Origin of the sequence: Erwinia plantamica, from assembly GCF_043420595.1 — a bacterium.
GTDB classification, from domain to species: Bacteria; Pseudomonadota; Gammaproteobacteria; order Enterobacterales; family Enterobacteriaceae; genus Erwinia; species Erwinia aeris.
This window is the reverse complement of the sequence record NZ_JBGCUC010000002.1, coordinates 200,346-212,444: the sequence shown is the minus strand read 5'-3', so window position 1 is coordinate 212,444 and position 12,099 is coordinate 200,346. Positions and strand designations below refer to the sequence as shown.

Below are 12,099 nucleotides of genomic sequence, written 5' to 3'. Positions count from 1 at the left end.
CGGTTATGGCGCTAAAACGCATTAAACGGCAGGGAAAAGTGTAAAGAATTGCGGTAAGGGTAAAGAGGATGTTGGAGAGGACAGGGAAGAACAAAGCTGCCGATGAGTGCCGCCTACGGTGTTAAAGCTCTTGACGTATAAATCTCAGCAGTTATTTATTCACTCCCTTCGGGCTTCCGGCGCGCTGATATGCCGCACGATAAGGCGGTGGCGGTTGAGCAAATCAGCCCTTCGCTGACCGGACGCGGCCTGACCCGCTCGCCAAAAGACAGTATGCAGCCGTCGGTTAAAAACCTGGGCGACAGCGTGATGGATAGGGTACGCCTCCTGTTTTTTGTAGTATGCAGGAAGGAGCCGCTTACAGGCCGTCAGGCCTGCTGCTCCGCTCTTCGGCTCTCTTCCGCCCGCAGGGCGCCCGGCGTGGTGCCGGTGGTGCGCTTAAACGCCCGGCTGAAAGCGGCCAGCGAGCCGTAGCCCAGCCGCCAGGCAACGCTCTCTATCGCTTCGCCGTCGCGGCCAATCCACTGCGCCGCCAGCTGCATACGCAAATTGGTCAGATAGCGTACCGGCGTCATGCCGGTGACCGCCAGAAAGCGCTCGGCAAAGACCGAGCGCGAGCTGCCCATCTCCGCCGCCAGCTGCGCCACCGTCCAGTTTTTGCCGGGATCGCGGTGTAGCGCCACCAGCGCTTTGCCTAACTTAGGATCGCGCAGCGCCTCCAGCCAGCCGCCCGCCGCGCCACAGCCCGATTCCACCCAGCCGCGTACGATAAACGCCGCGACCACATCCGCCAGCCGCGCCAGAATGCCCGCATAGCCCGCTCTTTTGCCCAGCGATTCCCGCTCCATCGCTTCCAGCATCGGCTGCACTTCCGGATATTTATGGATAAGCGTATCCGCCAGCAGTACTTCCGGCATCGAGCCGATCAGCATCTGCATACCGCCCAGGTCGAACTCCATACAGCCGCTGAATATCAGCGTGGTTTCTTCGGTGGACGCGCAGTCTTTAATACAGCAGACGTTGCCGCAAACCGGCGTGGTATTGAAAGCGCGGATGTCCTTGCAGGCCACATCGGGCGAGGAGAGCAGCACATGATCGCTGCCGTGCGGCAGCAGCAGCGCATCGCCCGTATTCAGGGTGCGCAGCTGGCCGTTCTGCGTCCGCAGCAGCACCGGGCCGCGGCTGACGAAGTGGAACTGCGCGCGGCCCGGCGCTTTAACAAAGCCAACGCCAAACGGCGCGGCGAGTTCGATACGCCGATACTGTAGCCCCAGCAGGCGCATCCCGTAGAGCAGCTCGCTGGTGAGATCGTGGCCTTCTGTGGTCATGGCAGCGCTTCCCGGACGATTAATCAATAATGACGGATTTTACATCATAGACCATCCGACACCAGCGCTTTAATCTTGCTGCCATCGAACGATTAAAGAGATTTTCTATGACAACACCAATAAAGCCTCAGTGGGGAGCCGTGTTCTCTATGGCGCTGGGCGTATTTGGCCTGGTAACCGCCGAGTTCCTGCCCGCCAGCCTGTTAACGCCGATGGCGGCCAGCCTGGGCGTGACGGAAGGCATGACCGGCCAGGCGGTGACCGTGACGGCCATTTTCGCGTTGGTAACCAGTTTCTTCAGCGCTTCCCTGACCAGCAAGCTGGATCGCCGTGGCGTGATGTTGCTGTTTTCCGTAATGCTGATCGTTTCTAACCTGCTGGTCGCCTTCGCGCCGAACCTGACCTTTATTCTGGCGGGACGAGTGATTTTAGGTATTGCCATCGGCGGCTTCTGGACGCTGGCGGCGGCAACCGCTATGCGGCTGGTGCCGGAAGCGATGATCCCGCGCGCGCTCTCCATTGTTTTTAGCGGCGTGTCGGTTGCTACCATCGTTGCGGCGCCGATGGGCAGCTATTTCGGTCATCTGATCGGCTGGCGTAACGTGTTTGTCGCTGCGGCGGCCATCGGCGTGCTGGCGCTGGGCTGGCAGCTGGCGGCATTGCCAAAAATGCCGCCTAATCCGCTGGCTAAAAACAGCTCGATCCTGTCGTTGATTAAGCGTCCGGGCATGCAGACCGCGCTGCTGGCGATTATTCTGGTTTTCTCCGGCCATTTCGCCTTCTTTACCTATCTGCGACCTTTCCTGGAGAGCGTAACCGGCGTGGACGTCAACGGGCTTTCCGCTATTCTGCTGGGCTTTGGCGTGGCGAACTTCGCCGGTACGCTGCTGGCGGGCCTGCTGCTGGAGCGTAATCTGCATCTGACGCTGATCGGCATGCCGCTGGCGATGGGGCTGATGGGCGTGGCGCTGGTGGGATTAGGTTCCGCGCCGGTGATGGACGCGCTGCTGGTCGCGCTGTGGGGCATGGCGTTTGGCGCCGTGCCGGTTGCCTGGTCAACGTGGATCACCCGCACCATGCCGGAAGAGGCGGAAAGCGGCGGCGGTTTGCTGGTGGCGGCTATTCAGCTGGCTATCACTATCGGCGCAGCGGCCGGCGGTATGATTTTTAACGTTACCGGCGCTAAAGGCGTGTTTATGGGTAGCGCGCTGCTGTTATTGCTGGCGACCATGACCATCTTTATGGCGCTGCGCGTGAAAGCACCCGTGCAGGACAGCGTATAAAACAAGCCGGTGCGGTAGCTGATGCCGATCGGTTAATGATGCTGTAGTGGTGCAGAAATCCGGAAACGTCCTGTTTCCGGATTTTTTTTACGTCGTGCTCAGGATTGTTGCCGCTAATCAGGCGGTGGTATTGATGTTGCGACCGACTGCGGGGTTGGCAGGTAACTGAGGGATGGAATCAATGATCCCGGCCGCCACAGACTGCTGATTATCCAGGGCTTTCTTTAGTACGAGCGTGCTTACTTTGTTACCGAGTTCCATGTTATCAAGGCCGGTAGCCAGTGATGCAATTTGTGATACATCCATCTTGCTCTCCTGATTAATATGACTGCCCAAAGGGTAAAAAAGGCTTTCAGAAGCCTGAAAAAGCTATCGGCATTTGAGCGCAAATCTTTAGCGATACCCTGCGGAGCAGGCATGGCGGCGTGGTGCGGGCGCGTCTTGTTTATAGCGGCCTGAAAGCGTTGCGTGGTGAGGTTTTGCTGGTTGTTAAGCCGCAGGCAGCCAGCTGGGTAAATGCCTGGTCGTGCTGTCGAAGTTGGCGTTTGAGGCGTATTGCCGTTCGGCGGCCACAACCGCCTGGTGCTCAAATGCTGGTATCAGAGCTGAACCAACCGTCCTGGCCACGCAACTGAAAGCCTTTTTTGAAAAGCTGGTGGCGAAATGTGAGATCGAAGAAAGCTATGCTGACGCACAGTTCAGAAATGTGACGCGTTAATGGTAAAAAGCCCCTGCGCCAATACGCAGGGGCAATGATCAAAACTCGCGCTTGACAATAATATAACCATTAAAATTGACAGAGCACTCGTCATCATTAATTAATAACGAAGCTAAAGTGACAATGTGTTTATTTTTGTGGTTAATATAATCATACTTTACAATTATATTTTTAGCATTACTTTCCATAAACATTTGTTTTCCTTTATCGATCGAAAAAAAATGCGTTGATTCTGTACTATAGTTCTTTCTTGCCAGAGTTTCAGCAAGCTCAGGCGTTACATTGTTAGTACTCAGGAGTGACAACTTTGTTTTATCAACTAAAATGTCACTTTCTTTGATATCTAAATCTGCAACAAGAGCATCGGTCATACTTACCCCGACGCTTCTGTTAATATCAAGGCATGATTCAGGTGTTACGCCCGCAGATGCATTAACACAGATAATAAAGGTAAAAAGAGCGGAGTTTTTTATCATTTCACAATTAACTCCTGATCATGACTTTCAGCAATCTTTTTCCTGTCATATAACCTGGTAACAATACAACCGTTAGATGCTGTCCCTTTACCATTATCACCATGAATAAGGAAACCATCCCGGTCACACATGCTATTCCCTGGATGAGGAGTTAAACGTATGACATGTTTCCCCGCTTTTGGATGCGTGGCTTGCATTCGCCCAATATGGTATTTGCCTCGAGGCAGAGGGCCTTTAAATTTAACGCATTCAAATGCTACATCATCTTTATACCCCCGCGCACCAGCGTACATAGCCTTAAACTGGAACTTACCATTCAGGTAAAAAGATTTAGTCATCACTTCATAAACCCATGCCATTGTTACTCTCCTTGTTTACACCAACTGTTGATTTACTCCTGCAACATGCATTTTAAACAGAATTCATTTACTGGTTTCCATAGCAGATAAAGGAAATTGAAGGATCTCATAACAATAATCAAAAGAGGGATTGATTTTGTCCGAAATTGGCATAGTATCTCTCCAAAGTAGGATTTCTGTGCATACGCCACTTACGAATTGCAAACCTCGCCACGGCGGGGTTTTTTGCTGTTAGCCCTGTGGCAAACGCGGCATACAATTATCACTGTGATGCTTCAGCCCACTTTTAATATTACTCTTTTAATTTGTGATGGTGTTCAACCTTTTTTGTTTTTTTATTTAATTGCCGCTCCAAAAAGTTCTTAATTTATTTTTATTAAATATATAACTGCCTGTATATATTGTTTTTTATTGTAGTTTTAGGCAAATGGTTACATAGATTGACGAATCCCTGACAAAAGAGTAAACCTGTTTATGCCTTATCAAGAAGCAAATGGTGGGGCATATATTTAGGTTGATAATTGGAGGAATGATAGCCGGATCATTGGGCGGTTTGGCTGGTATAGCCGTAGGGCTGGCTGGTGGCGTTATCTCTGGTGGATGTTTCAAGAATAGCGGCAACGGCGGAGGCGGTGGTTCCGGTTCAAACAATTCAAATTGTTCTGGCGACTCTTGTTCCTTTTAAGGACGCTTAAAGTGAAAGAGAAATTGATTTACTGCCTCGCTATTTTTTTTGGGGTGCTTCTGGCATCATCGCTATTGAGTGGTGCAAAGGTAATGTTTACTAATTGGTATGCATTCCCTGAAGAAATATCACGCTTCAGTATAATGATGATTTGCTATATTGGTGTGGTTAAATTTATTCATTTTATTTTTTCGATCTTGATTAAGAAATAAACGTAATTTATATAAAAAATTTCACTTTAAATATTATATTATATGACCGCCAGGTGCGGCCTTTTTAATGCTTGTTAGAATGGCTATTTTTTTATAAAAGGAAAGCTTTCCACGTATATATTGCAGGCTTACTTCGGTGGGCCTTTTTTATTTAAGGTTTTTATATGACAGAACAGTTAAGCACCGGTGCAACCTCCGGATCAGTCGCTGGCTGGGGGCTCATTACTTCCGCGCTGGCAGGTTTTATAACGTCAGTAGATTATTCAATCACATTCGGAGCACTTGCGGACGCGATCTGTTTTGTCGTCACCGGGCTAATCCTTTTTTATGGCAATTTTGCGCTGCTTTGGCTTTTCGGGCATTACAAGGTGTCGGCATGGCAGGCCACAGTCGTGAACCTAAGGAAATGGCGACGCAGTAAATATAAATACTCAATAGATTTACAGCGGCTTTTGCATATTTTGCCCATGAAAGGCCGGGCGCAAAATACGTTGGTAGCGTCAAATATAAAAAACCACACGCTTGCCTGAAAGCAGCTCTACGTCCAGGGCGGTTTTGTGATAAAAGAGGGCGCCTTTTGTAACCGCTTATACGGGGTTATGGTGACAGGCAGTAATATGAGCCGATCCCGGCTGTATTTACTGCTTCCAGGCTAGTCGGGGGAAGCTGCGCCAGGATAATAATTGCTGTCCTGAGCGCATATTTTAGTGATGTCCGTTGGGAGCCAGAAGCGTTCCTTCGCCATGATTCCGTATATCCTGTCGAACAGCTGTCTGGTATTAACACATGCAGTGAACGTCCGTTTGCGACCACGCAGGTGCAAGCATTGAACGGCACGCTTAGAGTAAAGATGCCGCCCGTTCTGCGGCACCAGCAACAATGATGCCTCCGTGCCTTTCAGCGATATGTTGAACAAGGCCCGTGCCTGCTCGAAGGGCAGTCGCCCACTGAACAACCTGTTTACTTACCTGCCGACATCGACATCTGTTGGGCGGACTTCAGGTGCTGCTCAACAACCGGCGTATGCGCGTCGGCCAGGGCCTTCACATCCGCATCCTTAATCTGCATGGCGTCACTTTTCAGCTTCGCCAGCACCATCTTGTGGTCTTTAGTGCCGGCGTTTTCCATATACATCTTGTCAAATGCGTTGCCGCTCTGCTTTTCCAGTTTAGCGGCTATGGCCTTGTGGCTGGCGTCCGGCTCAGTCGGCAGCGTCACGCCCTTTTGCTGGGCGACGGCCTGTACTTTGGTCAAGGCGGCGCCGTGATCTTCGACCATCTGCTGAGCGAATGCTTTGACATCGCTGCTTTGGGCCTTGCTCAGCGCGAGCTTGGCAGCGGCGATTTCATTGATATTGGCCTGCGCCATGTCTTTCACCGCTTTTTCGTCGCCGGCACTGAGTTTGGCGCTCGATCCTGCCTGGCCCGCGGCGACATTCTGCGCGGCGCTCGTTGGCGTCTGGGCCTGCACGCCGACAGTGTTGAACATAGCGGCCGCTGCCGATACGGCCAGCAGCATTTTCAGGGTTTTACTCTTTTGCATGTTGTTCTCCTGATGGTCGTGGGTAGGGTGGGTATTTGGGAACTAACCGTGCTCAGATTCGTAGGTAAATTACACCAGCAATGGTCAGTATAGTGGATCATCGGGGCGAGTCAGGGTCTGCAACGAGAACGGCAGCAAATGATGGAGGCAAAAAAGCGGGAATGGCACCTGTGTCACGCGCCAGAAGTTGATAGGGGCATAGGTGGCAGGCCGGAAAATTCTGTGCTGTAAACGTGTACAGAGAGAAACGTTTCTGTGGCCCTGCGCCTGTTCATCATTGTTTGACTCATTCTGTTATATAGATCACTTTTTAATAACAGCGTTCGGGCACGGCGCCGTTTTCCGATAGCGGTAAACCCTTTGATTGCTGCTGCCGGGTACTGGCAGGGCCAGAAGCCGAGAGCATAATAAATTTTTTTGATAAAAATCAGGGTCGTTTTTCAGAAGGGAAGGGCTGTATCGCCCGATTTTTTGCAGAAAAGCTGTCGGCTTTTGGCCTGAATGATGCGTCCGGGACGAGGAAAAGACGATCCGCTCAATCTTCTGCCTGGGCCTGCTGCGCCCGAAAAACGCAGCTACATTTTGTTATCTGAAACCAAGCGGAGAACTGTATGAATAACAAGCACGTATTGCTGGTCGGTGCAAGCGGCGTAGTGGGCTTTGCCGCTCATGATTCCTTCCATAAAGCGGGCTGGCAAATCACGACTCTTGGGCGTTCGCCGCACAGCCCTCACCCTTCACCTCATATCAGCGCCGACCTGACCTCTTCTGAGGATCTTAAACAACACCGCGAAGCGTTTGAAACGGTGACGCATATCTTTTACGCGGCGTTGCGCCAGGATCCTAATCCGGGCGTGGAAGCGGATATTAATGCGCTGATGTTTGAAAACCTGATCGGCGCAGTGCGCTCGTCAGGCAATGCGTTGCAGCATATTATCTTTATTCAGGGCGGCAAGGTTTATGGCGCTCATCTGGGCGTTTACCGCACCCCGGCACGGGAAGAGGACAGCCGGCATTTTCCGCCTAACCTCTATTTCCGGCATGAAGACTATGCGAAGAAGATTGGCGAGGAAGGTATCGGCTGGACTGCGCTGCGCCCGGATATTGTTATCGGCCACTCATTCGGATCGCCCATGAACCTGGGAAATCTGATCGGCGTGTACGGGACGATTTGCCGCGAAACGGGAACCGCTCTGCATTTCCCCGGCCCGGATGACGCCTATCGCAATACGCTGGTGAATATCACCGACAGCCGCATTCTGGGGCAAAGCGCTATCTGGGCTGCCGAAAACGCCAAATTCGGCGCGTTCAATATCACCAATGGCGACGTGTTTCGCTGGTGTCATGTCTGGCCAAAACTGGCTGACTGGTTCGGTGTGCCGGTCGGCGAGGCGCAGCCTGTCTCGCTTAGCGAACGTCTCAGCGGGCTTAAGCCTCTCTGGTCATCCATCGCCGATAAGGCGCAGCTGAAGGAGAAGGATATCGATAAGCTGGCGCTGGGCGGATTTGGTGATTTCATCTTCCATGTGCAGAAAGATGCCATATTTGACGTCACCAAAGCGCGCCGGGAAGGATTTGACGCCATGATCAGGCGCTCCGATGACGTGTTGATCGAGCATCTGGAAGCCATGCGCAGCAGTAAACTTATTCCCTGATATGCAAGGCAGCCCGCCGTCTGGCAGGCTGCCGATCCACTCTTGCGGCTGGCTTTGCAACGGCTGAGTTAATGCCCTGATAATCGCTCAGGAAACGATGCTTACAGAAATGCTGAAGTGTCTGAAAAAGTTATCAGGCATCGCTTTCTCCAGAATCTGCGCCCAATCCATCAACCAGATAATATCAGCCATATCGCGCCACTTTATCGTGACATCTTCCTGCGCCAGACCGCGCATAACACTGAGCACCTTTCCGACTATCTCCGGAGCAAGCGCTGTGGTCTGGTCATCAAACCGCCTTACCGGTAGCGGCATCGCCACGCATTACTGCTGTCCGGCTGCTATCTGCGCCAGATAAGCGTCTAATCTTTGTCAGAAGCAGGCATTGCTTACAAATATATAGCAACCGGCAAAGTACAAATAACTGATGAGCCAAATGGCTAACTAAGTGCGCAGAATTTTTTTGAAAAAGATAAGTACAGGTTGGAATAGAGCGCATAAAAAAGCCCCTTTCGGGGCTCTTTTATGCGCTATACATCCCCTGCTTCTTTGGGCGACCCCCGCCAAAGACTGAGGAACGTTTAACGCGAAGGCTACTATCACTGGATGCCACATAGCGACCATTGACAATTTTAATCTCGCCGGAAGCAAGCTTCTCTCTCACATCTCGACCTGCTGCTGCCTGCAGACGTTTGCCCATTTCAAGAGTAAGGCGTTCCACTGCGGCGTTGTTAAGGCTGGTAACTTTGAGTTGTGACGACATAACTTCTTCCTCCTGCGTCTATATCGGTATATGCGTTCCAACCGATAAACGGGCTGAACAGCCTGCTTGTACGGTGCCCCTGAAGACCGAGTGCTCGCGAATAAATTACTGAAAGATCAGTGCCTCGCTCATGCTCTCTATCTTCCGCGGCGCTGAAAACATATGCACCTGCATCGCAAATATTATAATGGTCATAAATTATACTTGCAACGTTTTGGAGCACACGCCCACCCGCTAATCCGTCAAACTTAACATGCTTAAAGCCTAAAGGTGAGTCTGTTACCGGGTCAATAGTGTCAAATAGTACTGCCCAGACACTATTGTTCTGTGAGAAACGAAACTGTGGGAACGCATGATTCAACTTTATATGTTTTGATTCTAAATCTGCCAGCGTCGGCAATTCTTGAAAGCCGATCCCGTAGAGTTGCCCGCAATATAAAAACTTGCGATAGACCATCCCTCCCGCCAGAGAGTCATCGAAGGGATCTGGCCACTGTATCCGATTGTTCACCTGGCTTCTCCTTGCCGCAAACTGATAACTATTCAACCAAATGGCAGTAAATTAAACAAAATAAAAGTTACCTAACCCCAATTATTCAGATCCAAAGAAATTTGCTCTTTATAATCCTATGTTAACTATGTATGGAATCACAAATCTTCATTAAATGCTTCTAAATGTGCGCTTTTCGCTCGTAGCATACGGGGAGCGCCTGGCGCCTGTCCACTTAGAGCCAGGGCGTTGCTAACCGCGTAGTATAGTAATCTGTAGGAAGCTGGTGCCTGGAGGTTTAAATGCTTTATAACTGCATGAATGATACAAAATGGAATGAAATCCGTCTGGCAATGGTGAACATGACATCGCCTCCTTTATGGAAAACGACCTCTCTCGATGGCTATGAATCTGCAGTGGATGGCGAGTGGTTTTACCATTTCAACGTGGGCGGCTATTCGGATATCCACTATCTTGATATTTTGACAAATTCAGTTGAGCAGTACGTGGAAGTTGGCGTTATTCTTCGCGCTATTCATCTTCCCGGTATTGAAACTTCAACCGGCTACAGGATTTTTGGATACGCGGATCCGACCAGCTATATAGGGTATCTTTAGTTGGGCAGCATCAATAAGCGGCCAGCGGGATTATTAATGATAAGGTAAAATTTGTGTCCGTTTCTCGCTCAAAACAGTAGCCACACGGTATCTGATTTTCTCATGACGTCCGCTCCTACAAAGCGGACGTCACTTAAACATTCAGGGAACCCGATCAAGCCATCTGTTAAATCAGATCGGTGGCACCAATCGCGCTTTTTTTACGGTCGGCCACTTCCTTCAGCAGGGCGAAAGCAAAGATCACCATCCCCATCAGTGGCAGAACGGCGCCATAGCTGGCGGTCTGCGTCATCGGATAGCCCTGCTGCACCACCCAGGCACCCAGAAACGCACCCAGCGCGTTGGCGATATTAAAGGCGGAGTGATTCAGCGTCGCGGCGAGCGTTTGCGCTTTTCCGGCCACCTGCATCAGACGCACCTGTAGCGGCGCGCACAGCGCCAGATTGGTGCCGATCAGGAAAGCCCCCAGCAGCAGGCCGCTGACGGAAGAGACCATCAGCGGGAACAGGGTCAGCACCAGCACGCTCCAGGCCAGAATACAAAAAATAGAGAGCATGATTTTGCGGTCGGCCAGCTTGCCGCCAGCCAGATTGCCCAACACCATGCCCAGACCAAAAGCGAACAGCACCACCGGCAGCCAGAGCGTAGAGAGGTGCGCGGCCAGCGTCAGGATCGGCGTGATATAGCTGATCACGGCAAACATGCCGCCAAAGCCGATAGCCGCGATGCCCAGCGTCAGCCAGATGCGGCTGTTCGCCAGCCCGCGGATCTCTTTCAGCGGCGAGCTTTGCGCTTCCTCATGCTGCTGTGGGAAAAGTTTAAAAATCAGCAGCGCATCGGCCAGCGACAGCAGCGACACGCAGGCAAAGGCCCAGCGCCAGTCCAGGTGTTCGCCCAGCAGCGTCGCCGCGGGATTCCCCAGCAATGAGGCCAGCGTCAGGCCGAGCATGACTTTGCCCACCGCCTGACCGCGCCGGTTTTCTTCCACCAGCGAAGCGGCCGCCAGCGCCGCCACGCCAAGAAAAGCGCCGTGCGGCAGGCCGCTGAGAAAACGGGAAATCACCAGCGCGTGGGCGCTGTCCGCCAGCATGCTGCTGACGTTGCCGCCTAAAAATAGCGTGATAAAAATCATCAGCTGATGCTTGCGGCTAAGGCGCGCGGTGCTCAGGGAAAACAGCGGCGCGCCGATCACCACGCCCAGCGCGTAGTAGCTGATAAAACGGCTGCCTTCGGCCAGGCTGACATGCATCGCTGCGCTGACCTGCGGCAGCAGGCCCATGATCACAAATTCGCTCAGGCCGATGGCGAAGGCGCCCAGCGCCAGGGCAAACAGCAGCGGGCCGACGGCGCGCGCCGCAGGGGAAGTTGGGTTTTCAATAGTCATAAAAAGTCTTAATAAGAGAGGCTAAAACCTGTGCACAACGCGTGACGGGGACGATGAGGGCAGGGCAGGCAAGAGTAGTTATTATTGCCGGCTGGCAGCGTGCCGCCGGAAGGCGCTGAGTTTACCGTGTAGCGGCAGGGATAAACAAGCCGGGCCGCGTGGATGGCCCGTCAAAACGTTAGCGCAGGGCGCTTTATTCGGCTGGCTATCTGTCTATATGACCCAAATCCCGCTCGGGAAAACAGTAGTTCCGCACGCGCTGCTTCAGCTCTTTCACTTCCGGAAAGCCGCCATCCACTTTGCGATCCCACAGCAGATGACCGTCAACGGCAATTTGATAGATGCCGCCCGTGCCCGGCACCAGCGTGACCGAAGCTAAATCGGTGCCAAAAGTATGCAGCAGCTCCTGCGCCATCCAGCCCGCGCGCAGCAGCCAGTTGCATTGGGAGCAGTAGTGAATAGTGATGGCAGGCGTTGTCATTAGCGTAGTCCGGCAAAAAAGGGGAGCACCATCTTCTGGTCGGTGAGAGGCGCTGTCAAGCCCGCGACTGCTTGCCTTTTCCCGGATTGTGAATTCTTTATGGAGA

At 52.2% G+C, this 12,099-nt stretch carries 14 protein-coding genes; 4 read left to right on the top strand and 10 right to left on the bottom strand.

The window, feature by feature from the left end; translation table 11 throughout:
* Positions 1-368 precede the first annotated feature (368 nt).
* A complete protein-coding gene (locus AB3U87_RS02795; RefSeq protein WP_301250612.1) occupies positions 369-1,328 on the bottom strand; it encodes an AraC family transcriptional regulator in 960 nt (319 codons plus the stop codon).
* 107 nt (positions 1,329-1,435) lie between these two features.
* Between AB3U87_RS02795 and AB3U87_RS02790 the strand changes: the two genes are divergently transcribed.
* The gene (locus AB3U87_RS02790; protein ID WP_125287261.1) at positions 1,436-2,611 is read left to right on the top strand and encodes an MFS transporter; all 1,176 of its coding nucleotides are present in this window, start codon (positions 1,436-1,438) and stop codon (positions 2,609-2,611) included.
* A gap of 117 nt (positions 2,612-2,728) precedes the next feature.
* Here AB3U87_RS02790 and AB3U87_RS02785 read toward each other — a convergent pair whose 3' ends face one another.
* From AB3U87_RS02785 to AB3U87_RS02775, 3 genes are all read right to left on the bottom strand, one after another.
* Positions 2,729-2,917 carry a YjfB family protein gene (locus AB3U87_RS02785; protein ID WP_253458365.1) on the bottom strand — a complete coding sequence of 63 codons (189 nt, stop codon included), beginning with the start codon at positions 2,915-2,917 and terminating at the stop codon, positions 2,729-2,731.
* 450 nt (positions 2,918-3,367) lie between these two features.
* Positions 3,368-3,805, bottom strand: a complete 438-nt coding sequence (locus AB3U87_RS02780) for a Shiga toxin A subunit (protein ID WP_125287264.1) — start codon at positions 3,803-3,805, stop codon at positions 3,368-3,370.
* The gene (locus AB3U87_RS02775) at positions 3,802-4,164 is read right to left on the bottom strand and encodes a tlde1 domain-containing protein (RefSeq protein ID WP_253458369.1); all 363 of its coding nucleotides are present in this window, start codon (positions 4,162-4,164) and stop codon (positions 3,802-3,804) included. Before AB3U87_RS02775 ends, AB3U87_RS02780 begins: the two co-directional genes overlap by 4 nt.
* 1,061 nt (positions 4,165-5,225) lie before the next feature.
* Between AB3U87_RS02775 and AB3U87_RS02770 the strand changes: the two genes are divergently transcribed.
* On the top strand, positions 5,226-5,591 hold the full coding sequence (locus tag AB3U87_RS02770; RefSeq protein WP_394148330.1) for a phage holin family protein: 366 nt from the start codon (positions 5,226-5,228) through the stop codon (positions 5,589-5,591).
* Between the two features lie 430 nt (positions 5,592-6,021).
* On the opposite strand, the gene AB3U87_RS02765 is transcribed toward AB3U87_RS02770, so the two are convergent.
* On the bottom strand, positions 6,022-6,603 hold the full coding sequence (locus AB3U87_RS02765) for a DUF4142 domain-containing protein (protein WP_253458373.1): 582 nt from the start codon (positions 6,601-6,603) through the stop codon (positions 6,022-6,024).
* 611 nt (positions 6,604-7,214) lie between these two features.
* Here AB3U87_RS02765 and AB3U87_RS02760 point away from each other — a divergent pair.
* Positions 7,215-8,258, top strand: a complete 1,044-nt coding sequence (locus AB3U87_RS02760) for an NAD-dependent epimerase/dehydratase family protein (protein ID WP_394148328.1) — start codon at positions 7,215-7,217, stop codon at positions 8,256-8,258.
* A gap of 87 nt (positions 8,259-8,345) precedes the next feature.
* Here the strand turns inward: AB3U87_RS02760 and AB3U87_RS02755 are convergent, their stop codons facing one another.
* The 3 genes from AB3U87_RS02755 to AB3U87_RS02745 form a co-directional block, all read right to left on the bottom strand.
* On the bottom strand, positions 8,346-8,579 hold the full coding sequence (locus tag AB3U87_RS02755; protein ID WP_394148326.1) for an ATP-binding cassette domain-containing protein: 234 nt from the start codon (positions 8,577-8,579) through the stop codon (positions 8,346-8,348).
* Between the two features lie 202 nt (positions 8,580-8,781).
* Positions 8,782-9,021, bottom strand: coding sequence for a hypothetical protein (locus AB3U87_RS02750; protein WP_253458380.1), 240 nt, complete (start codon positions 9,019-9,021; stop codon positions 8,782-8,784).
* Positions 8,990-9,532 (bottom strand): hypothetical protein, encoded by a 543-nt coding sequence (locus AB3U87_RS02745; protein WP_394148325.1) that lies wholly within the window; start codon positions 9,530-9,532, stop codon positions 8,990-8,992. The genes AB3U87_RS02750 and AB3U87_RS02745 overlap by 32 nt, the downstream gene beginning before the upstream one ends.
* A 281-nt stretch (positions 9,533-9,813) precedes the next feature.
* Between AB3U87_RS02745 and AB3U87_RS02740 the strand changes: the two genes are divergently transcribed.
* Entirely contained in the window at positions 9,814-10,128 is a 315-nt protein-coding gene (locus tag AB3U87_RS02740) for a DUF6678 family protein (protein ID WP_394148324.1), read from the top strand.
* A 166-nt stretch (positions 10,129-10,294) separates the two neighbouring features.
* Here AB3U87_RS02740 and AB3U87_RS02735 read toward each other — a convergent pair whose 3' ends face one another.
* Together AB3U87_RS02735 and AB3U87_RS02730 are read right to left on the bottom strand one after the other, a co-directional pair.
* Positions 10,295-11,512 (bottom strand): MFS transporter, encoded by a 1,218-nt coding sequence (locus tag AB3U87_RS02735; RefSeq protein WP_253458388.1) that lies wholly within the window; start codon positions 11,510-11,512, stop codon positions 10,295-10,297.
* A gap of 205 nt (positions 11,513-11,717) precedes the next feature.
* Entirely contained in the window at positions 11,718-11,993 is a 276-nt protein-coding gene (locus tag AB3U87_RS02730; protein ID WP_253458390.1) for an Rdx family protein, read from the bottom strand.
* Between the last annotated feature and the right edge of the window lie 106 nt (positions 11,994-12,099).